General features: G+C 69.7%; 28 protein-coding genes and 1 pseudogene. 17 read left to right on the top strand and 12 right to left on the bottom strand.

Annotation, left to right across the window (positions count from 1 at the left end):
• Positions 1-20: 20 nt before the first annotated feature.
• A complete protein-coding gene (locus AB0M24_RS11655; protein ID WP_363764581.1) occupies positions 21-575 on the bottom strand; it encodes a TetR/AcrR family transcriptional regulator in 555 nt (184 codons plus the stop codon).
• An 83-nt stretch (positions 576-658) separates the two neighbouring features.
• Between AB0M24_RS11655 and AB0M24_RS11650 the strand changes: the two genes are divergently transcribed.
• Positions 659-2,026: an MFS transporter gene (locus tag AB0M24_RS11650; RefSeq protein WP_363764578.1), complete on the top strand. Its 1,368-nt coding sequence runs from the start codon at positions 659-661 to the stop codon at positions 2,024-2,026.
• 7 nt (positions 2,027-2,033) lie between these two features.
• Here the strand turns inward: AB0M24_RS11650 and AB0M24_RS11645 are convergent, their stop codons facing one another.
• The gene (locus AB0M24_RS11645; protein ID WP_363764576.1) at positions 2,034-2,195 is read right to left on the bottom strand and encodes a hypothetical protein; all 162 of its coding nucleotides are present in this window, start codon (positions 2,193-2,195) and stop codon (positions 2,034-2,036) included.
• An 18-nt stretch (positions 2,196-2,213) separates the two neighbouring features.
• Between AB0M24_RS11645 and AB0M24_RS11640 the strand changes: the two genes are divergently transcribed.
• A complete protein-coding gene (locus AB0M24_RS11640; RefSeq protein WP_363764572.1) occupies positions 2,214-2,828 on the top strand; it encodes a hypothetical protein in 615 nt (204 codons plus the stop codon).
• On the opposite strand, the gene AB0M24_RS11635 is transcribed toward AB0M24_RS11640, so the two are convergent.
• The 5 genes from AB0M24_RS11635 to AB0M24_RS11615 all read right to left on the bottom strand — a co-directional run bounded on the left by AB0M24_RS11635 (position 2,821) and on the right by AB0M24_RS11615 (position 7,551).
• Positions 2,821-3,951, bottom strand: coding sequence for a glycerate kinase (locus AB0M24_RS11635; RefSeq protein ID WP_363764569.1), 1,131 nt, complete (start codon positions 3,949-3,951; stop codon positions 2,821-2,823). The genes AB0M24_RS11640 and AB0M24_RS11635 overlap by 8 nt on opposite strands.
• Before the next feature lie 8 nt (positions 3,952-3,959).
• Positions 3,960-5,276 (bottom strand): SLC13 family permease, encoded by a 1,317-nt coding sequence (locus AB0M24_RS11630; RefSeq protein WP_363764566.1) that lies wholly within the window; start codon positions 5,274-5,276, stop codon positions 3,960-3,962.
• Between the two features lie 61 nt (positions 5,277-5,337).
• Positions 5,338-5,991, bottom strand: a complete 654-nt coding sequence (locus AB0M24_RS11625) for a response regulator transcription factor (RefSeq protein ID WP_363764563.1) — start codon at positions 5,989-5,991, stop codon at positions 5,338-5,340.
• Positions 5,988-7,286 (bottom strand): HAMP domain-containing sensor histidine kinase, encoded by a 1,299-nt coding sequence (locus AB0M24_RS11620; RefSeq protein WP_363764560.1) that lies wholly within the window; start codon positions 7,284-7,286, stop codon positions 5,988-5,990. The genes AB0M24_RS11625 and AB0M24_RS11620 overlap by 4 nt, the downstream gene beginning before the upstream one ends.
• Position 7,287: 1 nt before the next feature.
• On the bottom strand, positions 7,288-7,551 hold the full coding sequence (locus AB0M24_RS11615; protein WP_363764557.1) for a hypothetical protein: 264 nt from the start codon (positions 7,549-7,551) through the stop codon (positions 7,288-7,290).
• Positions 7,552-7,669: 118 nt separating this feature from the next.
• Between AB0M24_RS11615 and AB0M24_RS11610 the strand changes: the two genes are divergently transcribed.
• Genes AB0M24_RS11610 through AB0M24_RS11600 form a run of 3 tightly spaced genes read left to right on the top strand, consistent with a single transcriptional unit; the run spans position 7,670 to position 11,593 of the window.
• Complete coding sequence (locus AB0M24_RS11610) at positions 7,670-9,448, top strand: glycoside hydrolase family 97 catalytic domain-containing protein (RefSeq protein WP_363764554.1); 1,779 nt, start codon at positions 7,670-7,672, stop codon at positions 9,446-9,448.
• 3 nt (positions 9,449-9,451) lie between these two features.
• Positions 9,452-10,216, top strand: coding sequence for an NPCBM/NEW2 domain-containing protein (locus AB0M24_RS11605; RefSeq protein WP_363765718.1), 765 nt, complete (start codon positions 9,452-9,454; stop codon positions 10,214-10,216).
• 54 nt (positions 10,217-10,270) lie between these two features.
• Positions 10,271-11,593, top strand: a complete 1,323-nt coding sequence (locus AB0M24_RS11600; protein WP_363764551.1) for a DUF2185 domain-containing protein — start codon at positions 10,271-10,273, stop codon at positions 11,591-11,593.
• On the opposite strand, the gene AB0M24_RS11595 is transcribed toward AB0M24_RS11600, so the two are convergent.
• Positions 11,586-12,077 carry a metallophosphoesterase family protein gene (locus AB0M24_RS11595; protein ID WP_363764548.1) on the bottom strand — a complete coding sequence of 164 codons (492 nt, stop codon included), beginning with the start codon at positions 12,075-12,077 and terminating at the stop codon, positions 11,586-11,588. The genes AB0M24_RS11600 and AB0M24_RS11595 overlap by 8 nt on opposite strands.
• Positions 12,078-12,094: 17 nt before the next feature.
• A complete protein-coding gene (locus tag AB0M24_RS11590) occupies positions 12,095-12,976 on the bottom strand; it encodes an SUMF1/EgtB/PvdO family nonheme iron enzyme (RefSeq protein WP_363764545.1) in 882 nt (293 codons plus the stop codon).
• An 81-nt stretch (positions 12,977-13,057) separates the two neighbouring features.
• On the opposite strand from AB0M24_RS11590, the gene AB0M24_RS11585 reads away from it, so the two are divergent.
• The 10 genes and pseudogenes from AB0M24_RS11585 (at position 13,058) to dmpG (ending at position 21,591) form a co-directional block, all read left to right on the top strand.
• Positions 13,058-13,726, top strand: a complete 669-nt coding sequence (locus AB0M24_RS11585) for a class II aldolase/adducin family protein (RefSeq protein ID WP_363764541.1) — start codon at positions 13,058-13,060, stop codon at positions 13,724-13,726.
• A complete protein-coding gene (locus tag AB0M24_RS11580) occupies positions 13,723-14,604 on the top strand; it encodes a VOC family protein (protein WP_363764538.1) in 882 nt (293 codons plus the stop codon). Before AB0M24_RS11585 ends, AB0M24_RS11580 begins: the two co-directional genes overlap by 4 nt.
• 11 nt (positions 14,605-14,615) lie before the next feature.
• Positions 14,616-15,890 (top strand): aromatic acid/H+ symport family MFS transporter, encoded by a 1,275-nt coding sequence (locus tag AB0M24_RS11575; protein ID WP_363764535.1) that lies wholly within the window; start codon positions 14,616-14,618, stop codon positions 15,888-15,890.
• Positions 15,890-16,675, top strand: coding sequence for a 4-oxalocrotonate decarboxylase (locus AB0M24_RS11570; RefSeq protein WP_363764532.1), 786 nt, complete (start codon positions 15,890-15,892; stop codon positions 16,673-16,675). The genes AB0M24_RS11575 and AB0M24_RS11570 overlap by 1 nt, the downstream gene beginning before the upstream one ends.
• A gap of 3 nt (positions 16,676-16,678) precedes the next feature.
• Positions 16,679-16,876, top strand: coding sequence for a tautomerase family protein (locus tag AB0M24_RS11565; RefSeq protein ID WP_363764529.1), 198 nt, complete (start codon positions 16,679-16,681; stop codon positions 16,874-16,876).
• The gene (locus AB0M24_RS11560) at positions 16,873-18,303 is read left to right on the top strand and encodes an aldehyde dehydrogenase (protein ID WP_363764526.1); all 1,431 of its coding nucleotides are present in this window, start codon (positions 16,873-16,875) and stop codon (positions 18,301-18,303) included. The genes AB0M24_RS11565 and AB0M24_RS11560 overlap by 4 nt, the downstream gene beginning before the upstream one ends.
• An 18-nt stretch (positions 18,304-18,321) precedes the next feature.
• Positions 18,322-18,894: a PadR family transcriptional regulator gene (locus tag AB0M24_RS11555; RefSeq protein ID WP_363764523.1), complete on the top strand. Its 573-nt coding sequence runs from the start codon at positions 18,322-18,324 to the stop codon at positions 18,892-18,894.
• 345 nt (positions 18,895-19,239) lie between these two features.
• Positions 19,240-19,536, top strand: a pseudogene (locus tag AB0M24_RS11550) (2-keto-4-pentenoate hydratase); the annotation flags it as partial.
• 148 nt (positions 19,537-19,684) lie between these two features.
• A complete protein-coding gene (locus tag AB0M24_RS11545; RefSeq protein WP_363764520.1) occupies positions 19,685-20,593 on the top strand; it encodes an acetaldehyde dehydrogenase (acetylating) in 909 nt (302 codons plus the stop codon).
• A complete protein-coding gene (dmpG, locus tag AB0M24_RS11540; protein WP_363764517.1) occupies positions 20,590-21,591 on the top strand; it encodes a 4-hydroxy-2-oxovalerate aldolase in 1,002 nt (333 codons plus the stop codon). Before AB0M24_RS11545 ends, dmpG begins: the two co-directional genes overlap by 4 nt.
• 37 nt (positions 21,592-21,628) lie before the next feature.
• Here dmpG and AB0M24_RS11535 read toward each other — a convergent pair whose 3' ends face one another.
• On the bottom strand, positions 21,629-21,982 hold the full coding sequence (locus tag AB0M24_RS11535) for a hypothetical protein (protein ID WP_363764514.1): 354 nt from the start codon (positions 21,980-21,982) through the stop codon (positions 21,629-21,631).
• 108 nt (positions 21,983-22,090) lie between these two features.
• Here AB0M24_RS11535 and AB0M24_RS11530 point away from each other — a divergent pair, with 108 nt between their 5' ends.
• Positions 22,091-23,608, top strand: a complete 1,518-nt coding sequence (locus AB0M24_RS11530) for a hypothetical protein (RefSeq protein ID WP_363764511.1) — start codon at positions 22,091-22,093, stop codon at positions 23,606-23,608.
• Positions 23,609-23,663: 55 nt separating this feature from the next.
• Here the strand turns inward: AB0M24_RS11530 and AB0M24_RS11525 are convergent, their stop codons facing one another.
• Both AB0M24_RS11525 and AB0M24_RS11520 read right to left on the bottom strand, forming a co-directional pair.
• On the bottom strand, positions 23,664-24,311 hold the full coding sequence (locus AB0M24_RS11525) for a serine/threonine protein phosphatase (RefSeq protein ID WP_363764508.1): 648 nt from the start codon (positions 24,309-24,311) through the stop codon (positions 23,664-23,666).
• Positions 24,312-24,379: 68 nt separating this feature from the next.
• Entirely contained in the window at positions 24,380-25,318 is a 939-nt protein-coding gene (locus tag AB0M24_RS11520; RefSeq protein WP_363764505.1) for a WYL domain-containing protein, read from the bottom strand.
• 43 nt (positions 25,319-25,361) lie between these two features.
• On the opposite strand from AB0M24_RS11520, the gene AB0M24_RS11515 reads away from it, so the two are divergent.
• Positions 25,362-26,444 (top strand): epoxide hydrolase family protein, encoded by a 1,083-nt coding sequence (locus AB0M24_RS11515; RefSeq protein WP_363764502.1) that lies wholly within the window; start codon positions 25,362-25,364, stop codon positions 26,442-26,444.
• Positions 26,445-26,451 lie beyond the last annotated feature (7 nt).

Genomic DNA, 26,451 nt, shown 5'->3' with positions numbered 1-26,451 from the left:
ACAACGATCAGTTGACAACATCAGACGAGCGGACCGGGCTGCTCGGTGAGCTTCAACAGCAGGTCACGGGTGTGTTCCCGGTCTTCTGACGTCTCCTGGTCGCGCCACAGAAGATCCGCCAGCGTCACACCATCGAGTGCACGGGAAATCAGGTCCGCCCGTTGTGGATGAAGCCCGTCGGAATCGGTTTGCTGCCGCCAGCGGGTCGCGGCGACGTCCATCCGCTGCTGCAGTTCCGGGACGCCGAGCAAGGCCGTTACGACAGACGGGTGAGACCACAGATCGTCCGGCGTGAACGTCGCCCGGATGTGCGCGCGGGTCCACCGGCCCGGCGTGTCCTCGGGTTCGAGCAGGCTCTCCACGATCGTGTCGTAGCGGTCGAACCACTCGTCGATCAGGCCCGCGAGCAACGCCTGCTTGGTGCGGAAGTGGTGCAGCAGCCCGCCCTTCGACACGCCCGCCTCCTTCGCCACCGCGTCGAGGCTCACTCCCGGCCCATGCGCGATCAACGCGCGCGCGGCTGCCTCGATCACTTCACGGCGAGTGCGGGGCGCGTTGCGCTGTTCTCCGGGCACGGGATCAACCTATCCGTTTGCTTAGCCGACCGTCTGGACGGTAGCTTAGTTTACAGACCAGATGGTCGGCTAAGGGGGATCTCATGCGGAAGTGGGCAGCTCTGAGCGTGCTCGCGCTCGCGTTGTTGCTGATCGCCGTCGACGGCACGGTGCTGGCGCTCGCCATCCCGGCGCTCCAGCACGAACTCGCGCCGTCCGCGGCGGAAGTGCTGTGGATCGGCGACATCTACTCGTTCGTGCTCGGCGGCCTGCTCGTCACGATGGGCACGCTGGGCGACCGGATCGGCCGCAAGAGACTGCTGCTGACCGGTGCTTTCGGCTTCGGCCTCGCGTCACTGCTGGCCGCCTTCGCACCGTCGGCGGGCTGGCTGATCGTGGCCCGCGCACTGCTCGGCGTGGCAGGCGCGACGATCATGCCGTCGACGTTGTCGATCATCCGGAACCTGTTCACCGACCCCGCCGAACGCACGCGGGCGGTGGCGGTGTGGGCGGCGATGGCCACGGCCGGTGCCGCGCTGGGCCCGCTGGTCGGCGGCGTGCTGCTGGAGCACTTCTGGTGGGGCTCGGTCTTCATCATCAACCTGCCGGTGATGGCGCTGCTGCTGATCTTCGGCGCGTGGTGGCTGCCGGAGAGCCGCGACCCCTCGCCTGGCCCGTTCGACCTGGTGTCGGCCCTGCTGTCCGCCGTGGGCGTGGTGCCGCTGGTGTACGCGATCAAGGAGGTCGCGCTGGTCGGCCTTTCGTGGACCGCGCTGGCCGCGGGGCTCGTCGGCGCGGCCGGGCTGTGGCTGTTCGTGCGGCGGCAGCAGTCCTCGAAGCACCCGATGTTCGACGTGGCGTTGTTCCGCAAGCCGGCGTTCAGCGGTGCCGTCGGCGCGACGATGATCGCTGTGTTCGCGTTGACCGGGCTGGTGTTCTTCCTGTCGCAGTACTTCCAGAACGTGCTGGGCTACTCGCCGCTCGAGGCCGGCCTGCGCGAACTGCCGCTCGGCGTCGCGGGCATGCTCGTGATCGCGTTGATCGGCCCGGCCGTGCGGTGGCTCGGCCTGGGCCGGGCGATCGCGCTCGGACTCCTGGTCAGCGCTGCCGGGCTCGCGATCGTCGGGTTCTCGGCAGAATACGGCGCGATCGCGGTGGCGCTGGTGGTCGTCGGCGCGGGCGTGGGCCTGGCGCTGACCCTGACGACGGACGCCGTCGTGTCAGCCGTGCCCGCGGACAAGGCCGGCGCGGCGTCAGCGGTGTCGGAAACCGCCTACGAACTGGGTGCGGCGCTGGGCATCGCGGTGCTCGGCACCGTGCTGTCGGCGTGGGCGGCGACGGGCACGTTCACCGAGGCGATGCAGGGCACGGCGCTGGTGGCGGCGGGCCTGCTCGCGGTGGCGTCGCTGGTGGCCTACCGGCTCATTCCGAGCGCTCGGGCACGGCAGGCCGTCCCTGCGGACGCGTCCTGACCGTGGTTCAGCCCGAGTTCCGGGAGGCCTCGGCGAGACGCTCGTGCAGACGCTCCCTCACCTGGTCCGGGGTGTAGGCGGCGCGGCGGCGCTGGTTGCGGGCCACGACCACGCCGCTCGCCGCGACACCCGCGAATGCGGCCAGACCGATCACCTTCCACAGCTTCATGTGCCTAGGCTACGGGTCATGGCGACAACTCTGGACCGAGCCGTGGAAATGACCCGCACCGGTGACGTGTGGGTGTTCCGCGGCCGCAGCCCGGCGGACCGGGCCATCCAGGCCATGACGAACAGCCCGGTCAACCACGTGGGCATGGCCATCGTCATCGACGACCTGCCGCCGTTGATGTGGCACGCCGAGCTCGGCAAGTCGCTCAAGGACACGTGGAGCGGCACGCACCAGCGCGGGGCGCAGCTGCACGACCTGCGCGACGCGGTGGTGACGTGGCACGACAAGTACGGGCAGCGGGCGTGGCTGCGGCAGCTCGACCACGCCGTGACGCGCGAGATGGAGGACGCCGCGCTCAAGACGGTGGCGCGGCTCGACGGCACGCCGTTCCCGTCCACCGCGAAGCTCGCCTCGCGGTGGTTGCGCGGGCGGGTTCCGTTGCGGCCCAAGGACAACGCATCGTTGGAGAGCGCGTTCTGCGCGGAGATCGTGGCCGTGACGTACGCGGAGATGGGACTGCTGCCCAAGCGTCGGCCCAACTGGTACGACCCCGGCAAGTTCTGGAGCGGCGACGACCTGGAGCTGCTGGACGGCGCGAAGCTCGGCCCGGAGATCGAGATCGTCGTCATGTGAGCGCCGCGCCGACCAGCACGAGGCGCAGCGTGCGTTCGGTGGCGTCGGTGAGCAGTTCGGCGGCTCTGGCGATCGCGGTGTCCAGTTCGACCGGTGCGGCGATGATGCTGGTGTAGGCGTCGATGCCGATGTCGTGGTTGACGCGGGCGTCAGTGCCGATGGTGCCGGCGAGGGCTATCACCGGCTTGCCGTGCTTCTTCGCCCTGCGCGCCACCTCGGCGGGCACCTTGCCGTACGGGGTCTGGCCGTCGATGGCGCCTTCCGCGGTGATGACGAGGTCGGCGAACGGCAATCGTGCGTCCAGGTCGGAGTGGTCGAGGATCACGTCGAATCGCGGGACGAGGGTGGCGCCGAGGGCGTGCAGGCCCGCGCCGAGGCCTCCGGACGCGCCGCCGCCGGGAATGGTCCTGACGTCGCCGAGCAGGCCGGCCCAGGTGTCCAGGGCTGCCGAGAGCTGCTCGACCTGGCCGGGTGTCGCGCCTTTCTGCGGACCGAAGATCCTCGCGACGCCGCGTTCGCCGCACAGCACGTTGTGCGGGTTGCACGCCACGGTGATCTCGGCCTTGTCCAGTCTCGGGTCCACTCCGGACAGATCGAGCACGCGCGCGCCGAGCAGTGCCGCTCCCCCGCGGCCGATCTCTTCGCCGTTCGCGTCCCGGATGCTCGCGCCCAGTGCCTGCAACGCCCCCGCGCCTCCGTCGGACGTACCGGAGTCCCCGCAGCCGACGAGGATCCGGTCGGCGCCGAGGTCGAGCGCGGCCGTGATCAGCTCACCGACGCCGTACGTCGTGGTGCTCGCCGGGTCGCGATGGGTCTTCGGGACGAGGGAGAGCCCCGCCGCCGCGGCCATCTCGACGACGGCCGTGCGCGGTCCGGGGCCGCCGAGCAACGCGAAGTGCGACGGCACGGGTGCGCCGATCGGCCCGGTCACGAGCACCGGGACCACCGTGCCGCCGGTGGCTTCGGCGAGCGCACGGGCCGAGCCTTCGCCGCCGTCGACGAGCGGGACCTTGTCGACCACGGCACCGGGAACGACGCGGTGGATTCCCGCGGCGATGGCGTCGGCGACCGCGCAGGCGTCGAGTGACTCCTTGAAACCGCTGGGAGCGACCAGGAAACGCATCGGTGACCTCATTTCAGTGGGAGGCCGAGGAGCGGCCAGAGCAGGGTGGCGCTGCCCAGCACGAGCAGGCCGGTGACCGGGGCGAGGACCGCGGACAGCTTGAGCAGGTCCTTCGGTTCGTAGGCATCGGCGAAGAGCGCGACGGGCTTCGCGGACGACGTGAGCGTGTGGCAGAAACCGGCCGCCGCGGTCGAGGCGAGGGCCAGGGCGGCGGGGTTCATCCCGGCGGTGATGGCCAGCGGGATGACGATCGGGATGAGAACGGACGAGCGGGCCGAGCGCGACTGGATGACGAGGTGGGCGCACAGGCTCACGACGACGACCGTGATCAGCAGGCGGTCCGTGGTGACGAGGCCGGCCATCAGGTGGGCGGCGCCGGACTCGATGAGCGCGGTGCCGAGCATCGTCGTGGCGGCCATGAACACCAGCAACGACCACGGGATGTCCGCGAAGGCCTTCTTCGTCGTGGTGGTGCCGAGGCGCGGGGCGGTGATCACGAGCGCTCCGGCGAGAGCGACGACCTCGGGGCGGACGTGGTGCCAGGGTTCGCTGAGCCAGGCCGCCGAGACGGTGAGGACGACGACCAGCGCGGTCCACTCGGGCCTGGCGAGCGCCGAAAACTGTCGGTGCTGTCTGGGAGAATTAGAACAGGGGACCCCCTGGAGGGGACCCTCGCTCCGCGCTGCCCGATCCGCGTGCGTCGTGAAGAGCGCTACCCGGTCCGCCCGCGTCGTGAAGAGCCACAGCACGATCTCGGCCGTCACGTGCGCGCTCACCACCGCGAGCGGCACACCGAGCAGCAGCCACCACCCGAACCCGATCCCCTGCCCCGTGGCGGTCTCCAGCAACGAGGTCGTGATCAGGTGCGCGCCCGCACCGACCAGCGACGCCACCGCGGTCAGCAGGATCACCGACGGGAACAGCACGCCGAAAGCACGCGAGACGCGGGAGTTCATCGTGGACCGCAACGACTCGTAGACCGGCAGCGACAGCGCCGCCCGGCCTGATGTCGACGGCACGAAGAACGCGGTGATCAGCAAAGCCAGCGCCGTCAGATGGGCGAGGCCGCGCACGGTCCGCGCACGGGACATCAGCCAGGAAGCCAGCCGCACCGGCAGACCCGACGCCGTCACGCCCGCCGCGAGCACGAAGGCCGCGATGAGCAGCCACGTCGTCGAGTTGCCCAAAGCCGCCAAAGACGAAGCGGGCAGCACGCCGGACAGCACCAGGGCCGCCACGGCCGCCAGCGCGACGTACGTGTCGTCCAGCGGCGTGCACACCCAGAGCAGCACCGCCGCTCCGAAGACCACCAACGTCAGAATCACGAGAACCAGCCTGCGCACCAATGCTGATCCGCACGTGATGCCCCGATGAAAGCGCCTTCATCTACACGAGCCGGTACCCCATCCCGCGCACGGTCTCCACCCGAGCGGCACCGATCTTCCGGCGCAGCGAACGGACGTAGACGTCGACGACGTTGGACCCGGGGTCGAAGTCGTAGCCCCACACGTGGGACAGGATCTGCTCGCGCACCAGCACCTGTCCGGGGTGCCGCAGGAACAGCTCCAGCAACGCGAACTCGCGCGCGGTGAGGTCGACCGGGCCGGACGGCAGCAGCGCCTGACGGGTGCGGAGGTCCAGCGACAGCGAGCCGGACGTCAGCACCGTCGCCTCGGGCGCGCCGGGCGGGCGCAGCCGCAACCGGACGCGGGCCAGCAGTTCCTCGAAGCGGAACGGCTTGGTCATGTAGTCGTCCGCGCCACCCGACAGGCCCGCCACGGTGTCGTGCACGGAGTCGCGGGCGGTCAGGATGATCACGGGGGTCGCGATCCCCTGCGAGCGCATCGACCGCAGCACCGAGAACCCGTCGACATCGGGCAGCCCCAGGTCCAGCACCACCAGGTCGAAGGCCGCGGCCCACGACAGGGCGTCCGCACCGGACGACACCACCGACGTCGTGAAACCGTTGGCGCGCAGTCCCTTCTCGACGAAGGACGCGATGCGCTCCTCGTCCTCGACGATCAGGATCCGGCCGGTCACCTCGGCACCTCCACCACGAAAGTCGCTCCTTCACCGGGAACCGAGCGAACGACGACAGCACCGCCGTGAGCCTCGGCGATGGCCTTCACGATCGGCAGGCCCAGGCCGGTCGAGCGGGAGAAGAGCAACGACTCGTCCCGCACGCCGGGCCCGGAGTCGGCCACCCAGAAGGAGACCCGAGAGTCCACAGAGGACCCGAACCGGATCGTGGCACCAGGAGAGGTGTGCTTGACCGCGTTCGAGGCGAGCTGCACCACGGCCTGGGTCACGCGTTGCGGATCGAGCACCGCCTCGCCCTCCGCGATCGACTCCAGCACCCAGCGGCGGTCGCCCAGCGCGCGCAGCTTCGCGTCGATGTCGCTGGTCAGCTCCGGCAGGCTGGTCGGAACGGGCCGCAGGAAGTCCGGGCGTTCGGCCTTCACCAGCAGCAGGAGGTCCTCGACGAGACGGGCCATGCGGTCGAGCTCGTCGGTGCAGAGCCGCACCACGGAAGCGCGTTCGGCCGGCGAGTCGCCCATCAGCTCCAGGTGGCCGCGGACGATCGTGATCGGGGTGCGCAGCTCGTGCGAGGCGTCGTCGAGGAACTGCCGCTGCAGCCGGAACGAGCGCTCCAGCCGGTCGAGCATCGAGTTGAACTGACGGGCCAGCGCGGCGACGTCGTCGTTGCCGGACACCGGGATGCGGCGGGTCAGGTCGTCCTCGGTGATCTCGGCGGCGGCCTGCCGGACCATCCGCACGGGCGCGAGGATCACGCCCGCCACGAACCACGCGATCAGCGCGGCGATCAGCAGGCCCGCCAGCGACACCAGCACGAGCACGCGCACCGTCGAGTGCACCGGAGCCTGCACGCCGTCCTCGAAGTAGCCGGTCACGAACCACATCTCGGAGCCGCCGACCGCGTGCACCTTCGCCCACCGGAACGGCCCGGCGGGCGTCGCCGTCACCCCCGTGGGAACGCCGGACGACGTGATCGCGGCCAGCACCGCGCGGTCGTTCTCCAGCGCGTACGTCACCTCCGACCGCTGCACCAGCACCTTGCCGGTCGGCGGCACGGCGAGATGGGCCTCGTACTCGTCCGGGTACTGCAACCGCAGGTGCGCCTCCGCCACGGACCGCACGTCGCCGGCGTGGGTCTCGGCGTAGGCGCTGAACTCCGTCGTCTCCTGCTCCAGGGCGCGGTTCACCCGGTCGTCCACGTCGACGTCGAGGAACCGCCAGACCACGACCACGACGGTCGCGAGGACGAGCGTCATCAGGCCGAGGAGCCAGCACATGATCTTCACGCGTGCGGGCACGTCAGTCGTCCTCGTCGTCGTCTTCGACCGGCGGTGGTGGCGGCAGCACCGAACCCGGAGCGGACGTGGTGGGAGCGGGCGGGACCGAGCGTCCTATCTGGACTTCCGGCGTCCGCACCTCCGGTGGCACCGGCCGCACCACGGTCAGCACGAGCAGCACGGCCGCAACCGCGCACGCCACGCTGAGCACGGCCACGAGGACCGTGCCGGTGCGGGCGGACGGCAGCATGCGGCCGAGCCTGCCGGTCGAGCCCGCGTCCTGCATGAGACCAAGATGAAGATCTCTTCATCAGTCCGCAAATCGACACCCGACGACCGGCCCCTTGACCGGAAACCCGACCGGCAACACCATGAGAGCGGTCTCACACTGGGAGCTGACAACGATGTCACGACTGCTCGCGATCGTGCTCGCCCTGCTGTTGCCCGCTGTTCCCGCCACCGCGGCCCCGTCGTCCTGGACGGTCACAGGACCCGGTCAGATCACCGCTCAAGTAGCACTGACCAGCGGAAAACTGACGCTGGCCGTCCGCAGGCAGGGCAGAACAGTCCTGCACCCGTCTTCCGTCGGCCTCACCACGACGACGGCCGACCTCACCGAGAACCTCACGTTCACCGGCCGCTCTGACCGCGTTGTCATCGAGAACTACGAGATGCAGACCGGCAAACGGCTGCGGCGCGCCACCCGGATGACCGAGACCAGGCTCGGCTTCCGGGCTCCCGCCGGCACGTTCGACCTGGTCGTGCGCGCCGCACCGGACGGCGCCGCCTACCGCTACGTGCTCCCGAACCCCGCCACCGTCACCTCGGAGGCGTCCAGCTTCACCGTCGACGCCGCCGCGAAGGCCTGGCTGCTCCCGTACAACGCCTGGTACGAGGCCAACCGCGTGCGCACGACGGCGGGCGCGGCGACCGGCGACTTCGGTTACCCGTCGCTCTTCCGGACGGGCGACGACTTCGCGCTGCTCACCGAGTCCGATGTGGACGGCCGTTACTCCGGCAGCAGGTTGCGCCGCAGCGGCAACGGGTTCCAGGTCGTGCTCGCCGACGGACAGGTCGAGTCGACGGGGACCACGCCGTGGCGCACGGCGATCGTGGGCGACCTGGCGACCGTCAGCACGTCGACGCTGGTGGACGACCTGGCGACCCCGGCGCTGTTCACCGACCGGAGCTGGATCAGGCCGGGCAAGGTCGCGTGGTCGTGGCTGAGCGAGCACTCCAGCCCGAGCGACTTCGCGCGGCAGAAGCAGTACGTGGACTTCGCCGCCCGCAACGGCTGGGAGTACGCGCTGGTCGACGAGGGCTGGAGCGCGCAGTGGGTGCCGGAGCTGATCCGCTACGCCCGCGCGCAGGGCGTCGAGATCCTGCTGTGGCTGCGCTGGAGCGACCTCGACACACCGCAGGAACGCGACACAGTGCTGCCCAGGATCAAGCAGTGGGGCGCGAAGGGCGTGAAGCTCGACTTCATGGAGTCCGACTCGCAGGACCGCTATCGCTGGTACGACGCGGTTCTGCGGAAGACGGCCGACCTTCAACTCATGGTCAACTTCCACGGTTCCACCATCCCGCACGGCCTCGCCCGCACCTGGCCGCACGTGCTGTCCATGGAAGCGGTGCGCGGCGCCGAGAACATGCCGCCCGCCGCGAACAACCCGGTGCAGTTCTTCACCCGCAACGTCGCGGGCTCGATGGACTACACCCCGGTGTCGCTGGAAGTCGGCACGAAGGAGGCCTCGATCGCGCACGAGGTCGCGCTGCCGGTCGTGTACGAGTCGGGCTGGACGCACTTCGCGGACAAACCCGAGGCGTACGAACGGCATCCGCAGGCGTTGCGCTACCTGGACCAGCTCCCGACCGTCTGGGACGAGACGCGGCTGCTCGACGGCGACCCTGACACGCACGCCGTCGTCGCACGCCGCAACGGCGACCGGTGGTTCGTCGGCGGCATCGCCACCGCGGAACGCACTCTCCACGCACAGCTGGGATTCCTCGGCGCCGGGCAGTGGCTCGTCGAGACCGTCCGCGATCCCGCCGACCGCGGCGACGTGGTGCGCGGCCGCCAGGTGCTGCGCTCCACCGACGCCCTCACCGTCCCCGTGCGACGCAACGGCGGGTTCGCGGCGGTCATCTGCCGCAACCGGCCCGGCCTGCAGACGTGCGACTAGCCGATCCGCCAGGTTCCTCGGACGACGCTGACCGTCACCCCTGCCTCCGCCGACGCCCCCGCGGGCTCGACTCTCGAGGTCGGCGGGACGTTCACCAACGGGTCGCAGGAGATCCGCGAGGTCGAGCTGAAGGCGGTCGCACCACAGGGCTGGACCGTGTCCGGAGCCGTTGTCCGGCGGGAGAAGCTCGCGCCCGGCGCGTCCGTCAGCGGGCGATGGCAGCTGCGGGTGGGCTCCCAGGTCGGCACGGTCGAAGTGCCCGTCGTCGCGACCTTCTCCGGGGTGCACGTCGAGCAGGTGGTGAAAGCGTTCGTGCCGCCGCCCGTGCCCGCCGACGGCGCTCAGGTGAGCGGTTTGCCGTTCATGAGCGAGACCAACGGGTGGGGTCCGGTCGAACGCGACCGCTCCAACGGCGAGAACTCCGGCGGCGACGGTGGTCCGCTCACGATCGGTGGTACCGCGTACGCCAACGGACTCGGCGTGCACGCGCCGTCCGAGATCGACGTGTACCTCGGCCGCGGTTGCGAGCGGTTCAGCGCGAAGATCGGCCTCGACGACGAGACCAGGGAGCCGGGCTCGGTGGCGTTCCAGGTCTTCGGCGACGGAAAACCGTTGTACGACAGCGGAGTTCTGCGCGGGAAGGGCGCCGCGGTCCCGATCGACGTCGACGTCACGGGGGTGCGGATGTTGAGTCTGCGCGTCACCGACGGCGGCGATGGCCGCAACTTCGACCACGCCGACTGGGCGGAGGCGGTGCTGGCGTGCTGATCAGCCGCAGGACGTTCCGCTCGCTGCGGTGCCTCGAGGTGCGATCATGAGGACGTGCCGGAACTTCTGGGGGCGGCGTCATTTCCGTCCGGCGACCTGCTGCTGATCGACTTCGGGCTGCTCAGGATCTGGTCGGGCGACCGGCCACCGCTGCTGGAGGAGGGCACCGCGCCGGACCACGTCGTCGAGCGGGCGAACGCCGCCGCGGACTTCGAGATCGTCGGTCCGCAGGCCGTGGAGGCCGCCGCGGCGCTGGATCTGGCCGTGGTCAAGGGCCGGTACGCGTTCGACGTGAGCCCGAACGGCGAGCCCGTGGTCTCGGCACTCGGGCGGACCGGGCTCGACGCCTCGGTCCGGCAGGTGCCGCGCATGTCGCACCTGGCCCGCGTGCGGGCGCTGCTCGACGACCGGCCGGGTGGCGCCGAGGTGCCGTTCCACGGTGCCTGGGCGGTCGCGGTGCGCGGGTTGCCGGCGGGTGCGCTGCGCGTGCTGGGCGAGCGGATGGACCCGGCCGGCCCGGATCGGGGCAACTGGCGTTCGGTGTGGGTGGAGTGCGCGGACGGTGTCGTGGCCTCCTCGATCGACTGCGGGTACGTCCTGGTCGACGAGGCACGGCTGCTGTTCGCCGACGCGGCGGCGCTCGGCGGCTGGCGCAGCGACGACCCGGTCGACGGACTGTTCGACCTGGCGTTCTGGGGCGGTGACGTCGAGGAGGTGACCGCGCGGGTCTCGGTGCCACCGTCCGTTGTGGACGACGAGCGCCGCTGGGCCGATCTCTCCTGGGACGAGGTGCGGGCGCTGCACGGAGAACTCGAGGCGTTGCGGGCCGAGGGGTGGAAGTTCGCGTTCGACTTCCGCCCGCACGACGACCACTTCCAGGTGCTGCGCCAGATGCGGTCGACCGCGACCGAGTCCGGCACGATCGAGGTCGGTGGCACGCCGATGACCGGCTGGTTCACCTCCTGGGGTGACGGGATGTTCCCGGTCCACCGCGACCTCGCCGCGGACGGCACGCTGCTGCGGGTGCGGGTCGAGCTCGGCGCGCCGGAGATCGTCGCGCGGCAGCGGAGGTTCGAGCGGCTGTGGTTCGGCGACCTGGCGAAGTCGGCGATCGCGTCGGCACGGGTGGCGCGCGACGGCGAACCCGTGCGGTGGCTGTACCGGGAGGACCCCGACCACGAGCAGGACAGCGGCTGGCGGGTGTTCGCGGGCGACGAGACGCAGGAGTACCTGGACGACGGGCGGAACGCGGTGGCGGTGCCGCTGCGGGAGCTGATCGGCGCGGACCGCGAGCTGGAGCCGCTGTTCGACCAGCCTGGCGGTGCGGCGTTCGAACGGGCGGAGGCCGGGTTCGTGCGGGTGACGGGAATCAGGTGACGGGCACGATGCGCGCGTCGACCAGCGCGCCGTCCACCACGTCCAGCAGGCCGATCGTGCCCTGCGGCTGACGACGCCGGTCCGTCGGCGAGCCGGGGTTGAACACGCGGAAGCCGTTCTCCGCCTCGTCCCACGGGATGTGCGAATGTCCGAACACGACGAGCCGGGCCGTGGGAAAGCGGCGGCGCATCCTTGCCAGGCGGCCGGTCTTCTGGCCGCTGTCGTGGATCATCGCGACCGGCAGCCCCTCGATGTCGAGCTCCACGGTCTCCGGCGCACCCCACGCCACCACGTCGGGCCCGTCGTTGTTGCCGCACACCGCCACGACGCGGGCGTACTGCGCCAGCTCGTCCAGCACCGGGGCGACGCACACGTCGCCGCCGTGCAGGATCAGGTCGGCGGACCTCAGGTGCGCGGCAACCGCGGGTGGGCACCGCTTCCAGAATCGCGGCGCGTGCGTGTCGGACAGCACGACGACTCTCACGGCTGCCGACCGTACCCCTAAACGCCTGCGGCGCAACGGAACCCGATGTGGTGGTGCCCGGCGAACGGATCGCGCGAGTAGCCGTCGCGGTCGGTGGCGCTCAACGTCGGCTCGTCGTGCGCACCGCCACGGGTGATCCGCAAGTCACGAGACGAACGGTCCTCACGCCCGTCATCCGCCCGATACGGCAGCGGCCGATCCAACGAGCTCGTCCACGAGTAGAGGTTCCCGAGCAGGTCGTACACGCCTTCAGGTGAAGCACCGGCCGGATGCGCACCAACCGGGCTGGTCTCCCCGTACGACTCGGCGTACTGCGCACGCGTGTGGTCCAGCGCGGCACTCCCCCACGGGAACGGCCGCCCCTCGACACCCCGCACCGCCGCCTCCCACTCGGCCTCGGTCGGCAGCCGCGCGCCACGGGCCTCGCAGTACTGCACCGCGCCCCACCAGTAGACCTCGTTCACGGGGTGGTCGCCGAAGCCCTGCTCGACCACGAAACGCCCGTCGCGGCGCACCACACGTGAGTCGTCGTCGGTGTCGTCGGTCGTGAACACCTCGCGCCCGGTCGCGTCCCGGACGGCATCGCGCTCGATCGGGTTCAACGGCCCGTCCCACCGCCGCGGATCGCCACCGCGCACGTTGACCAGCGACGACAGCGACGCGTTCGCCCACGCGACGAACTGGTCGGTCGTCACCGGATACGCGTCCAGGCGGAAGGCCTTCAGCAAAACCCGGTCGCTCCCCAACGGATAGGAGCCGGCCGGGATCACCACCATGCCGTCGACCACCGGAGCAGGCACCGGGGTCGCGGACAACGTGGTCGGCAACGGCGAAGAAGGCGCGACAGCAGCTGAGCAGCCGGTCAGCACCAGAGCGGTCAACCAGGCAAGTGGCTTCATGGTGTCGAACCATATCTGTATCGATAGAAATATCGGAAGCGTCTAGCGATAGGTATCTCCATACCTATATGGTCCGGCACCATGAAGTCACGAGAGGTCGAAGCCGACCTGCTGGACGCGGCACTGACCACCGCCCACTCCGGGCTGGTCACCGCGTTCGGGCACGTGTCTGCCCTGATCGGCGACCGGGTGCTGATCACGCCGCCTCGCCCGCTGGGGTCGCTCACGCTCACCGACCGGGCCGTCACGCTCGACCGCACAGCGACCCAACTCCCGGAGGGCACCCCGAAAGAGGCGTGGATCCACCTCGCCATCTACCGGACACGCCCCGACGTGCGGGCCGTCTGTCGCGCCCAGCCCGAGACGGCGACGGCGCTGGCGAGTGCGAACGTGCCGATCCGGCCGCTGCACGGGCAGGGCGCCTTCCTCGGGCCCGAGGTACCGGTGTTCGACGACCCGCGCCTCGTCCGCGACGAACAGCGCGCCACCGAACTCGCCGACGCGCTCGGTCCGGCCCCCGCTCTCCTCCTGCGGGGCAACGGCGCCGTCACCGTCGGCGCCGACGTCGGGCAGGCCGTGGCACGGATGTGGCTTCTCGAGGCTTCGGCCCGGATCAACGCGCAGGCCGCCGCCGCCGGGCGTCCGCGCGCGCTGTCCACGAACGAACAGGCGGCCTGGCTCGCCGCCGAGACAGAACTGCTGAGCCGCCTCTGGTCACACCTGCGAGCTGACCGAAAGGGACAGTCATGATCACGTTGCACGACATCGCGTACGTGCGCTCCGGTACGGCGGATGTCAGCACAGCAACCAAATTCGCCGTCGACGTCGTCGGCATGGAGTTGGTCGGGCAGGAGGACGGCGTCACGTACCTCCGCGCGGACAAGCGCCACCACTGCCTCGCCTTCGAGGAGGGTGAGGCGGGCGTGCTGGCCTCCGCGTTCAGCCTCAAAGGGCCCGACGAGCTCGAAGCGGCCGAGAACGAACTCACAAAAGCAGGCGTGAAAGTCGCACGCGGCACCCCGAAACAGGCCCGGTCACGCCGCGTCGAGGACTTCATCGCGTTCGACGACCCGTTCGGCAACCGCGTCGAGCTCGTGCACGGCCAGGTGCAGCTCGCCAGGCCGGTCCACTTCGGACGCCCGGCCGGCATCACCGAGTTCGGCCACATCTGCTTCGACGCCCCCGACGTCAAGCAGGCCTACGACTTCTGGTCAGCGCACTTCAACGTCAAGGTGTCCGACTGGATCGGCGACTGGGCGTGCCTGATGCGCTTCGACCCGGTGCACCACAAACTGGCTGTGTTCCGCGGCAGTGAACCGGGGTTGTGCCACATCAACTTCCAGGTCGACTCGCTCGACGACGTGATGCGCAACTGGCGGTTCCTGCAGGCGAAGGGCGTGGAGATCGAGATGGGGCCGGGCAGGCACCCGCAGTCCACCGCCATCTTCGTCTACTTCAAGGGGCCCGAGGGCCTCACCTACGAGTACTCCTACGGCGTTCGCGAGCTCGACGACGACTGGGTGCCCAGGGTGTTCGACCCGGCCGAGCCCGACGCGATCGACATGTGGCACGGGCCGATCCAGCGCGTGCAGACCCAGCCCCAGCTCCGCCGTCCCCTCACCGCCTGAAGGAACCCGTCATGCGTTTGCTGATCATCGTGTTGTGCGGTCTCGCCCTCGCTTTCGACGGCTACGACCTCGTCGTCTACGGCACCACCATCAAGGCCCTGCGTGAGGAGTGGGGCATCAGCGCCGCGCAGGCGGGCACCATCGGCAGTGCCGCGCTGCTCGGCATGCTCGTCGGCGCACTGCTGGTCGGCATCCTGACGGACCGGTGGGGCCGCCGGAAGACGTTCCTCTTCAGCGTCGCCTGGTTCTCGGTGCTGATGGCGGCCGCCGCGGCGGCTCCGAACCCGGACACGTTCCTGGTGCTGCGGTTCCTCGCGGGCATCGGCCTCGGTGGCCTGATGCCGACCGCCGCCACCCTGACTATCGAGTACGCGGCCGAGAAGCACCGCGCCTTCACCTACGCCGCGATGCAGTCCGGGTACGCGATCGGCGGCATCCTGACCGCGACGCTGGCGATCCCGCTGCTGCCCACGGCGGGCTGGCGGGTGATGTACCTGATCGGTGCCGCGCCGCTGATCCTCGTTCTCCCCCTTGCGTTCCGCTACCTGCCGGAGTCGCTCGAATACCTCGTGTCCCGCGGCCGCCACGACGAGGCGAAAGCGCTCGCCGCACGGATCGGCGTCCCGGTTCCCACTGCCCAGGAGCAGGCCGGCAGCGGTGTGCGAACCCTGATCCAGAAGCCCTATCTGCGTCGCACGATCCTGTTCTGGGTCGCGTCGTTCTGCGGCCTGCTGCTGGTGTACGGCCTGAACACCTGGCTGCCCGAGATCATGCGGTCCGCAGGGTACCCGCTGGGGTCCGCGCTGAGCTTCCTGCTGGTGTTCAACCTCGGCTCGGTGTTCGGCGCGCTGCTCGGTGGTCGTCTGTCCGACAAGCACGGCGCGAAGCCGGTCATCCTCGGCTCGTTCGCGCTGGCCGCCATCTGCGCCGCCGCGCTGAGCACGAACCCCGGCCAGTTCGCGATCTACGTCCTGGTGGCCCTCTCCGGCTACGGGACGATCGGCACGATGCACCTGATCAACGCCCACGTGACCAGGTCTTATCCGGCCAGCGTGCGAGCGACGGGCATCGGCTGGGCGCTCGGTGTCGGACGGCTCGGCGCGATCCTCGGCCCGACGGTCGGCGGTCTGATCATCGACTCGAGCCTCGGCGCTGTCTGGAACTTCTACCTCTTCGCCGTGGTGGCGGTCTTGGGGGCGCTAGCGGTCGCCGCCTTCCCCGGTGCTCGTGCGACTCGGCCTGTCGAGAACACCATCTCCCCCAACCCGATCCAGGGAGCCGCCTGATGAAAACCCTCACCTGGACCGTGGAGCGAGCCGCCGAGGAGCTGTTGCGCCGCGAGGACCACCGCATCGACGGCGAACCCCTCAGCGACACCTGGCCCGAGCTCGACCTGGAAACCGCCTACGCGATCCAGGACGAGACTCTCCGCCTCCGCCTGGCGCGCGGCGAAACCCTCATCGGCGTCAAGCTCGGCCTCACCTCACGCGCCAAGCAGCAGCGGATGAACGTCGACTCACCACTGGTCGCCTGGCTCACGGACGCGATGGTGCTGCCGATGGGCGTCCCCGTGCCCACGACGACACTGATCCACCCGCGCGTCGAGCCCGAGATCGCTTTCGTGATGGGCAAACGACTATCCGGACCCGGTGTCACCGCCGCCACCGCGATCTGCGCGGTCGAGAAGGTGTTCGCCGGGCTGGAGATCATCGACAGCCGGTACCGCGACTTCCGCTTCACACTTCCGGACGTGGTGGCGGACAACGCTTCCTCGGGCGCGTTCGTGACCGGCGGCATCGGCCGCGATCCGCACGACCTCGACCTCGCGCTGGAGGGCTGTGTCCTCAGCTCGGGCGGTTCCGTCGTGTACACCGCGACCGGCGCCGCCGTGCAGGGCCACCCGGCCGAAGCACTAGCGTTGGCCGCGAACACGTTGGCACGCCGGGGAAAGCGCATCGAGGCGGGCTGGATCGTGCTCACCGGCGGCGTGACGGACGCGGTGCCGCTAACGTCGGAGGCGCCCGTGTCCGTCGAGTTCGCCCACCTCGGCCGCCTGACCGTGGGGAGCTGAACCATGCCGATCGTGCGCATCGAAGTGGCTCAGGGCCGTGACGCGGAGACCCTCCGAAAAGGACTGCTGGCGGTTCACGAGGCGGTCCGCGACAGCTTCGGCGTCCGGGACGAGCAGGTCCGGGTGCTGCTGACCGAAGTGCCGCCCCAGCACTGGAGTGCGGGCGGAACGACCTTGGCCGAACGGGAGCAGGGGAAATGAACATCAAGCACGTGATCGGGGGCGCCGAGGTCGACTCGGCCGACGGCGCCACGTTCGACGACATCGACCCGTACACGCAGGAGGCCTACGCGACCGTCGCACTCGGCGGCGCAAGGGAAGCCGACGAGGCGGTGAAGGCCGCGCGCAAGGCGTTCGACGAGGGCCCGTGGCCGCGGATGTCGTTCGACGAACGCGGAAAGCTCATCCACAAGCTCGCGGATCTGATGGACGAGCACACCGAGGAACTGGCGCTCGCCGACACCCGCGACATGGGCAAACCGGTCACCGCCGCGAAGACCAAGGACGTGCCGCGCTCGGCGCTCAACTTCCGCTTCTTCGCCGACCACGCGAGGCTTTCCGAGTCGCAGCACCTGCCGAACGCAGGCGGTTTCCACACCTACGTGCAGCACGCGCCCGCCGGTGTCGTCGCCGCGATCGCGCCGTGGAACTACCCGCTGATGCTGGAGACGTGGAAGGTCGCGCCCGCGCTGGCGTGGGGCAACACGGTGGTGCTCAAGCCCGCCGAGGACACCCCGCACTCCGCCTGCCTGCTGGCGAAACTGGCTCTGGAAGCAGGGATTCCGGAGGGCGTCTTCAACGTCGTGCACGGCTTCGGACCCGCCAGTGCCGGTGAGGCGCTCACGGTCAACCCGGCCGTCGACCGCATCACGTTCACCGGCGAATCGGGCACCGGCAAGGCGATCGCGCGCGCTGCCGCGGCCAACCTGACGCCGGTCAGCTTCGAACTGGGTGGCAAGGGCTGCAACCTGATCTTCGACGACGCCGACCTGGACAGCGCGGTGTCGTGGGCGCTCGAGGCCGCGTTCGGCAACGCCGGCCAGGTGTGCCTCGCCGGCTCGCGGCTCTACGTCCAGCAGGGCGTCTACGACGAGTTCGTGGAGCGTTTCGCCCAAGCAGCCGCAGCCCTGCGACTCGGCGACCCGAAGGACCCGGCTACGAAGATCGGGCCGTTGGCGAGCCAGGAGCACTACCGCAAGGTCACGAGCTACCTCGACGCCGAGGCCACCGGGCACGCCAAGGTGCTCGGCGGTGGCGGCGCGCCCGGCTGGTTCGTGCGGCCCACGATCGTGATCGACCCGCCCGCACACGCTCCCGTCCTGAAGGAAGAGGTCTTCGGGCCTGTGGTGACCCTCACCCCGTTCACCACCGAGGACGAGGCGGTCAAGCTCGCCAACGACACCCCGTACGGACTTTCAGCGATGCTGTTCACCGAGAACCTGCACCGCGCCCACCGCGTCGCCGGTCAGCTGAACAGCGGCAACGTGTGGGTGAACTGCTTCTTCGTGCGCGACCTGCGGGCACCGTTCGGCGGGTTCGGCGACTCCGGCGTCGGCCGCGAGGGCGGCGCGTACAGCAAGGAGTTCTTCACGGAGGCAAGGACGATCACCATGCGGATCTCCGCATGAAAACGTTAATATCGATACATGTCTCTTCCTCATGTCCTCCTGGGTGTCCTCGAAGCGCGGCCGATGAGCGGGTACGAGCTCACGCAACTCTTCGGCGCCTCGACGCGGTGGGTCTGGTCCGCTCCGCAGAGCCAGATCTACCCGGCGCTCAAGAAGATGGAGGACAACGGCCTCATCAAGGGCGAGGAGCAGACGCGCGGCACGCGGATGACCCGCACGGTCTACGCGATCACCGACGAGGGCCTGCGCGAGTTGAAGGAGTGGGTCGTCACGCCGTTGCCGATCCCGCCCTCCCGCGACGCGCTGGAGGTGCAGGCGCTGTACTTCGACCTGGTGCCGGCCGAGTCGGCCAAGCGGGTGCTGAAGGAGTTCATCAGCGAGCAGGAGGAAGCGCTGGAACACGCCGAGGCGCACCAGGCCCGGCTGCTCGCCAAGGACACCGAACTGTTGCGGGAACGCATGACCAAGCGGCCTGTCGACCAGCACGACCGGATGGCCCGGTTGAAGGCGCACGTGTTCGCCGGGCACGCGGCGGTGGCCCGGACGCGCATCGCCTGGGCGCAGGAGGGTCTGCGACTTCTCGACGAGTGACCGGAGGTGCCGGTGTCCTCACCTGAGATCGTCAAAGCAGCTGAGGCACTGGCGGAAGCCTCGCGCACGGCCGTCGGGTGCCCGCCGGTGCGGTATCTGCTGCCGATCGGTGACGTCAACGCGGCCTACGCCGTGCAGCGGTACAACGTCGCCGAGGCCGTGGGTGCGGGACGGCGGATCGCCGGCCGCAAGATCGGCCTCACGAATCCCGCTGTGCAGCAACAACTAGGCGTCGACCAGCCGGACTTCGGCGCGTTGTTCGCCGACACCGAGATCCCGAACGAGGGCTTCTCCGACACGTCACGGCTGATCCGGCCGCGCGTCGAGGCCGAGGTCGCGCTGATCATGGCCGAGGACCTGCCGTCGCAGGGGTACGGGCCGGAAGACGTGCGCCGCGCGGTCAAATTCGTGCTGCCGTCGCTGGAGATCGTCGACAGCCGGGTGTCCAACTGGGACATCGGCATCGTGGACACGGTGGCGGACAACGCCTCCGCCAGCCAGTTCGTGCTCGGCACACCGGTCGAGCTGCGCGATCTCGATCTGCCGTCAGTGCAGATGTCCCTGAGCCGCAACGGCGAGGTGGTCTCGACCGGTACCGGCGCGCACTGCCTCGGCGATCCGCTGATCGCCGCCGCGTGGCTCGCGAACACGCTGTCGTCGTTCGGGGATCCGTTGCGGGCAGGAGACATCGTGCTCACGGGCCGGTCGTGGACGTCGCGGCCGGTGACGCCTTCGAGGCCACCATCTCCGGCATCGGCCACGTGCGCGTGCATTTCATCGGAGGTCAGGCATGACGACGAAGGTGGCAGTGATCGGGTCCGGCAACATCGGCACCGATCTGATGATCAAGGTGCTGCGACTCTCCGAGGAGCTGGAGATCGTCGCGATGGCCGGCATCGACCCCGAGTCGGACGGCCTGGCGCGGGCGCGGCGGCTCAAGGTCGCCACCACCGCCGAGGGTGTCGACGGACTCGTCGCGCTGGACGAGTTCGCTGACGTGTCACTGGTTTTCGACGCCACGTCCGCCGGCGCGCACCAGCGCCACGACCAGGTGCTGGGCGCGTTGGGACGCACGCTCGTCGACCTCACCCCGGCAGCCATCGGCCCGTTCGTGGTGCCCGCGGTGAACCTCGACAAGGCCATGGGCGCGCGCAACGTCAACATGGTGACCTGCGGCGGCCAGGCCACCGTGCCGATCGTCGCCGCGGTCTCCTCGGTGACTCCGGTGCACTACGCCGAGATCGTGGCGTCGATCGCGTCGCGCTCGGCCGGTCCGGGCACCCGCGCGAACATCGACGAGTTCACCGAAACCACCGCCAGTGCTTTGGAACAGGTCGGTGGCGCGGCGCGGGGCAAGGCGATCATCGTGCTCAACCCCGCCGACCCACCCATGATCATGCGGGACACGGTGTACTGCCTGGTGTCGGACTGCGACACCGACGCGGTGTCCCACGCCGTGCAGCAGATGGTCGCCGATGTGCACCAGTACGTGCCCGGCTACCGGCTCAAGCAGCAGGTGCAGTTCACGCGCGTGAAGCCGGACGACCCGATGTACGCGCTGGGTTCCGTGCTGGTCTCGGTCTTCCTGGAAGTGGAAGGCGCCGCGCACTACCTGCCCGCCTACGCGGGCAACCTCGACATCATGACCTCGGCCGCACTGCGGACCGCGGAGCGCATCGCCACGGGAGTGTTGGCATGACGGCAATCCGGCTCACCGATGTCACCCTTCGGGACGGCATGCACGCCGTCCGGCATCGCTACACCCTCGACCAGGTTCGCGCGATCGCGACGCTGCTCGACTCGGCGGGTGTGCACGCCATCGAGATCGCGCACGGCGACGGCCTCTCGGGGTCCAGCGTCAACTACGGGATCGGCCGCCACACCGACTGGGAGTGGATCTCCGCGGTGTGCTCGGTGGTCGAACGCTCAGTCCCGACAACGTTGTTGCTGCCCCGAATCGGCACCGTGCGCGACCTGAAGCAGGCGCACGCGTTGGGCGTCCGGTCGGTGCGCATCGCCACGCATTGCACCGAGGCGGACGTGGCGGCGCAGCACATCGAGGCAGCCCGTGCGCTGGGCATGGACCCCTCGGGGTTCCTGATGATGTCGCATCTGGCCACTCCTTCCGAGCTGGCGAAGCAGGCCGCGTTGATGGAGTCCTATGGCGCGCACTGCGTCTACGTCACGGACTCGGGCGGCCGGCTGACGATGGACGGGGTGCGCGAACGGGTCGGCGCATATCGCGACGTCCTGTCCGGGAGCACCGAGATCGGCGTGCACGCGCACCACAACCTGGGGCTCGGCGTCGCGAACTCCGTGGTGGCGGTGGAAAGTGGCGCCACGCGGGTGGATGCTTCCCTGGCCGGACAAGGCGCGGGTGCGGGCAACTGCCCGTTGGAGGCGTTCGTCGCGGTCGCCGACATCACCGGCTGGGAGCACGGCTGCGACCTGTTCGCGTTGATGGACGCGGCGGACGACGTCGTGCGCCCGTTGCAGGACAGGCCGGTCCGGATCGACCGCGAGACCCTGACCCTGGGTTACGCGGGCGCGTACTCGAGTTTCCTGCGGCACGCCGAGAAGGCCGCGCAGGAGTACGGCCTGGACACGCGGACCATCCTGGTCGAGGTCGGGCGGCGGAGGTTGATCGGCGGCCAGGAGGACCTGATCGCCGACATCGCGCTGGACCTCGTGAAGTGAGCCGGGTGTGGCCGCTCCGGCCACACCCGCACCACCACTACAGGGGACCGCAGTCGTTCTCGTACGGCAGGTTCGCGCGCTGGTCGCCCTTGAAGTAGATGGCGCTGGCCAGGTAGCGGCCACCGTCCATCAGGCTGACCATGATCCAGACGTTGTTGTAGATGCCGTGGTCGTACACGGCCTGACCGCGGGTCCAGCAGATGCCGATGGTGGTCTCACCCGCGGGGATCACGTGGTGCACCGGGCACGACAACGCCTCGCAGGTGCGGACTTCGGCGTCGGCCCACGTCGTCACCAGCGGGTACGGCGGCCTGGGCGCATCAGCCTGTGCCACACCGGTTCCCGCGACGAGTGCGAGCGCGGACAGCAACATCCCCAGTACGAGTCTCAAAGCACTTCCTCCCAGTGGTTTGTCGATCATGGGCAGGAAACGCACCTCACACATTCGGGGTTGCACGATCCAATAACGAGACGCACTCGTGCCGTAAACTGACGGCCCATGAGGGCGTTACCCGCGGCGCTGGCCGCCGTCGTGATCACCGGCTCATCCCCTGCCGTAGCAGCGGTTTCTCCGGACTACCCGCTCATCCTGGACGTCGACGTGACAGCCGTCTGCGGTCAACCGTCAACAGGCCGGGTCACGGTTTTCAATCCCGCCAACAGGAACGTCGAATGGCGCGTCCGGCAGAACGGTGTCGTGATCACCGGCACCGGCCCGGACTTCACGCTTCCCGGCACCGGCGAGTTCCTGGTCGACGCGCGTGAACCCGGCCGCGCGTACGGAAAGGTGTGGCACGACGAGGTTTCCGACGGCTGCGACCCGGTCCGCGTCGTCTCGGTGGGCGACTCGGTGGTGTGGAACCAGGGTGTGGACCAGCACCAGAAGTTCCCGCGGCTGACGGCGAAGCTGCTCGGCGACGCGACCGGGCGCGGGTTCGTCCACCGCGACCACTCGATCTCGGGTGCCGTGCTCGACGCACCTGACCTGCCGTGTCCCGCCTCGTCCGTCCAGGATCCCGACGGCGACGGCGAGATGGAGCTCGGCGAGGTCACCACCCAGCAGCCGGACGTGTTCTGCCAGCTGGAGAAAGCCGCCGAACAACCCACCGACCTGGTCATCATCAACGGCTGCATCAACGACATGGACCCGTTGCTCGGCATCCCGCTGGGCATCACGCCGGGCACCGAAGACGTGCCCACGGCGGTGAAACGCGAGTGCGGTGGTGTCGGTGCGGCACCGACGAACCCCGCTCGCGATGTTCCGTACTTCAGCGGCGCCAAGATCGGTTACGGCGGCCGCGGCATGCGCGAGGCGATCGAGAAAGCGCATTCCCTGCCCGGCCGGCCGAAGGTGCTGGTGGTCGACTTCTACTACGCGCTGAGCAGGGCGAGCTTCGTGCCGCGCTGGTTCTGCACGGATCGCGGCTTCAGCGCGGCCAACGAACAGCTGTGCCTGCAGAACATCAGCCAGGCGCCGCACCGGTTCGAGCAGTTCACCCGCGAGTCGGCCGAGGCTTATCGCATGGCCGTCGCCGAGGCCAACGCGGCGTCGGCGGACGGACCGTACGCGATCACCGGCGACGGCCTGTTCACGCTGGAGAACGCGGCGTTCGCGAGCGACCGCAAGGTCTGGCAGTTGCCGCACGAAGATGAGCAGTTCTCGTTGCGGCAGGAGGCATGCCCGCGCTACAGCGCCACGGCGGTGCAGTGCCTGACGGCGGCGATCGCACACCCCGACACCGCCGGATCACGCCAGTACGCGGAGAACTTCCTGCGCAACCAGCAACTGCGGCAGTGGTTCGGCCTGGACGCCGACCTGACACCGCTGGAGGTCTCGCGCAACGGCGACACGGTCACGTTGAAGGCGCCCGCGGGCCAGAACTTCCGCTGGTACTTCGGTGACGGGACCTCGGCCGCGGGAGGCCAGAAAGTCACCCACAGGTACGCCACAGCCGGGCCGCACCTGCCCCGCGTGGTCGTGGACGGCAGGCTGCACGAGGCGCGAGGCCCCGCCTGACTCGCCATCGCGCGGGGATCATTCCCACGACGCGAAGATCCCTGCCTGCGATCGGCTAGCTGACGACGAGCGCCGTGGCGTTGTCCGTACCGCCCGCGTACAACGCCGCCCGCACCAACCGCTCAGCCGACACGTGCCCGGCCATGATCGCCTCGATCCCCTGATGCCCCAACGGCCCGTACACCCCGTCCGACACCAGCACGAGCCGCGAACCCCGCGTCCCCGCCCGCCCGATGTTCGCGGCCGTGGCGTGCCGGACCGTGTTCGTCACGACGTGCTCCAGCCGCGGCTCCGGCTTCACCCCGCGCTCGCGGAAGTACTCGGCCACCGTGTGGTCGGTCGTGAGCTGCACGAGTTCCTCGCCATCGGACGCGTACGCGCGAGCGTCCCCCGCCCACGCCACGTCGAAGCCCCCGTCCGGCCGGGCCACGGCGACGACGATCACGGCGTCCCCGCTGTGCACCTGCAGAGCGTCGTGGGCGGCGAGGATCGCGGCGACCGGGTCGGTCAGCAGGGCGGCGGCCTGTGCGGCGGCGTGCGCGGCCTCGACGGCGGCGGGCGAGTCGCCCACCCCGTCGGCGACCACGAAGGTGCGGCGGCCGTTGGTGGCGTACGCGTCGGCGTTGTGCGTGCGCGGGCCGCGGTCCGAGGCGTAGGTGACTGTCAGCGCGGTACCCAGTGGCATGGTGCGATCGATCAGCATGGCGACCTCCCTGACTCCACTAAGCCCGCTGTGCCTAGGAGTCTGCTGTCAGCACCCTGAGAAAAGCTCTAGAATTTCGCCGCCCGACGAAACCGGTCCGCTGCCCGGAGCAGTGCGGCCGACAGTTCGGGCGGGGAGACGACCTCGAACTCGACGGTGATGCTCGCGAGCATGAACACCACGTCGTCCATCGTCTCGCCTCCGACCCGAATGTGGCACGAGGTTTCGTCCACAGCCAAAACCTCGCCGTAGCTGTGCCACTCCGTCGCCTCCGAAGCGGGCACGCTCAGTCGCACGACGCCCTGCACCGGCCACCGATCGGCCACCCGAGCCGCCACGAACGCCCCCGCGTCGCCGCCCGGAATCTCACGGGGTGTGAACCGGGCACCGAACGGGGTCCGCACGCTCATCCGATCGAGCCGAAATGTGCGCCAGTCGTCTCGAAACACGTCCCAGGCGACCAAATACCAGCGCCGTCCCCACGTCACGAGCCGCACGGGCTCCACCTCGCGCAGCGACTCCGCACCCGAGTGCCCGACGTAGGCGAACCGCAGCCGTTGCCGGTCGCGGCAGGCCGTGCCGACCAACGTCAACAGCGCGGAGTCGACAGAAGGCGCCGACCCGGTGTGCGGCACGGTCGCGATCTCCAGCGCCGCCACCCGGTGCTGCAACGCGGACGGCAGCACCTGCTCGACCTTCAGCAACGCCCGCACGGCCGTCTCACCAATGTTCGCGATGCCGCCCGCAGTCCGCAACGAGACCGCCACGGCCACCGCCTCGTCGTCGTCGAGCAGCAACGGTGGCAGCCGTGCGCCCGAACCGAGCCGGTAGCCGCCGCCGGACGTGCCCATCGAGGCGTGCACCGGGTAGTCGAGGTCGCGCAGCTTGTCGACGTCGCGGCGAACCGTGCGGGTGGTCACGCCCAACCGCTCGGCCAACTCCGCGCCGGACCACTCACGGCGCGCCTGCAGCAGACCGAGCAACTTCAGCAAACGGGCAGACGACACTGTAGGACCATATCTGTCCTACAGCGCCCATAGCGTCGTGAGCATGAAGCCGTTCGAGATCACCATCCCCCAGGCCGACATCGACGACCTGCACCGCCGCCTCGACCAGACCCGCTGGCCGTCCGAGCCGGAAGGCGCGTCGTGGGCCCAGGGCACGCCACTCCCCTACCTCCAGGACCTCGCCCGGCGGTGGCGGGACTTCGACTGGCGCGAGCAGGAACGGCGGCTCAACAAGATCCCGCAGTTCGTCACCGAGATCGACGGCGCGCAGCTGCACTTCATCCACGTGAAAAGCCCCAACCCGCAAGCGGAACCGCTCCTGCTCACGCACGGCTGGCCGTCCACGGGCTTCGCGTTCGAGGCGATGATCGAACCGCTCAGCCGCGACTTCCACCTCGTCATCCCGACGGTGCCGGGCTTCGGGTTCTCCGGGCCGACGCACACGCTCGGCTGGACCATCCCGCGCGTGGCCAGGATGTTCGCCGAGCTGATGAAGTCGTTGGGATACAAGCACTACTTCGCGCACGGCTACGACTACGGCGCCAAGCTCACCCGCGAGCTGGGCATGCTGGACGAGGTCAAAGCCGTCCACGTCAACCAGATCTTCTCCGCCGGCGTCACCCAGGAAACGGCCGACTTCTCCGTGGAGGCGGAGCAGAAGTCGGTCGAGAAGGCGTACAAGTACGAGTTCGAGCAGTTCGGGTACGTGGCGATGCAGAGCACCCGGCCGCAGTCGGTCGCCTACGCGCTCACCGACTCGCCGGTCGCGCAGCTGGAGTGGATCGCCTGGGCGTTCCACGTGTGGAGCGACCCCGCGATCGGGGTACCCGTGGACGCGCTGCTGACCGACGTGTCGATCTTCTGGTTCACCCGGACCGCCGGTTCGTCGGCGCGCTACTACCAGGAGGGGGACGAGACGTGGGGCGAGCTGGAGCCGGAGTCGCCGACGCCGACGTCGGTCGCGGTGTTCCCTCACGACGTGGGAGTGCCCATCCGGCGGATGGCCGAGCGCAACCACACCATCGTGCGGTGGACCGAGATGGAACGCGGCGGACATTTCGCCTCCGCCGAGGTTCCTGAGCTGATGGTCCGCGAGTTGCGGGAGACATTTCTGTCGCAGAGGTAACGTGATC

Origin of the sequence: Lentzea sp. NPDC051838 (assembly GCF_040681245.1) — a bacterium.
Lineage (GTDB): Bacteria > Actinomycetota > Actinomycetes > Mycobacteriales > Pseudonocardiaceae > Lentzea.
The sequence above is the reverse complement of the archived record's forward strand: the minus strand, read 5'-3'. Positions and strand labels throughout refer to the sequence as shown.

Excerpts from the sequence above, each read along its gene's own strand:
- AB0M24_RS11640 (WP_363764572.1), top strand. The coding sequence starts at position 2,214 with ATGGCGACAACTCTGGACCGAGCCGTGGAAATGACCCGCACCGGTGAC.
- AB0M24_RS11615 (WP_363764557.1), bottom strand. The coding sequence starts at position 7,551 with ATGCAGGACGCGGGCTCGACCGGCAGGCTCGGCCGCATGCTGCCGTCC.
- AB0M24_RS11570 (WP_363764532.1), top strand. The coding sequence starts at position 15,890 with ATGAAAACCCTCACCTGGACCGTGGAGCGAGCCGCCGAGGAGCTGTTG.
- AB0M24_RS11575 (WP_363764535.1), top strand. The coding sequence starts at position 14,616 with ATGCGTTTGCTGATCATCGTGTTGTGCGGTCTCGCCCTCGCTTTCGAC.
- AB0M24_RS11645 (WP_363764576.1), bottom strand. The coding sequence starts at position 2,195 with ATGAAGCTGTGGAAGGTGATCGGTCTGGCCGCATTCGCGGGTGTCGCG.
- AB0M24_RS11565 (WP_363764529.1), top strand. The coding sequence starts at position 16,679 with ATGCCGATCGTGCGCATCGAAGTGGCTCAGGGCCGTGACGCGGAGACC.
- AB0M24_RS11635 (WP_363764569.1), bottom strand. The coding sequence starts at position 3,951 with ATGCGTTTCCTGGTCGCTCCCAGCGGTTTCAAGGAGTCACTCGACGCC.
- AB0M24_RS11610 (WP_363764554.1), top strand. The coding sequence starts at position 7,670 with ATGTCACGACTGCTCGCGATCGTGCTCGCCCTGCTGTTGCCCGCTGTT.
- AB0M24_RS11530 (WP_363764511.1), top strand. The coding sequence starts at position 22,091 with ATGAGGGCGTTACCCGCGGCGCTGGCCGCCGTCGTGATCACCGGCTCA.
- AB0M24_RS11590 (WP_363764545.1), bottom strand. The coding sequence starts at position 12,976 with ATGAAGCCACTTGCCTGGTTGACCGCTCTGGTGCTGACCGGCTGCTCA.
- AB0M24_RS11555 (WP_363764523.1), top strand. The coding sequence starts at position 18,322 with ATGTCTCTTCCTCATGTCCTCCTGGGTGTCCTCGAAGCGCGGCCGATG.
- AB0M24_RS11525 (WP_363764508.1), bottom strand. The coding sequence starts at position 24,311 with ATGCTGATCGATCGCACCATGCCACTGGGTACCGCGCTGACAGTCACC.
- AB0M24_RS11580 (WP_363764538.1), top strand. The coding sequence starts at position 13,723 with ATGATCACGTTGCACGACATCGCGTACGTGCGCTCCGGTACGGCGGAT.
- AB0M24_RS11560 (WP_363764526.1), top strand. The coding sequence starts at position 16,873 with ATGAACATCAAGCACGTGATCGGGGGCGCCGAGGTCGACTCGGCCGAC.
- dmpG (WP_363764517.1), top strand. The coding sequence starts at position 20,590 with ATGACGGCAATCCGGCTCACCGATGTCACCCTTCGGGACGGCATGCAC.
- AB0M24_RS11515 (WP_363764502.1), top strand. The coding sequence starts at position 25,362 with ATGAAGCCGTTCGAGATCACCATCCCCCAGGCCGACATCGACGACCTG.
- AB0M24_RS11585 (WP_363764541.1), top strand. The coding sequence starts at position 13,058 with ATGAAGTCACGAGAGGTCGAAGCCGACCTGCTGGACGCGGCACTGACC.
- AB0M24_RS11650 (WP_363764578.1), top strand. The coding sequence starts at position 659 with ATGCGGAAGTGGGCAGCTCTGAGCGTGCTCGCGCTCGCGTTGTTGCTG.
- AB0M24_RS11545 (WP_363764520.1), top strand. The coding sequence starts at position 19,685 with ATGACGACGAAGGTGGCAGTGATCGGGTCCGGCAACATCGGCACCGAT.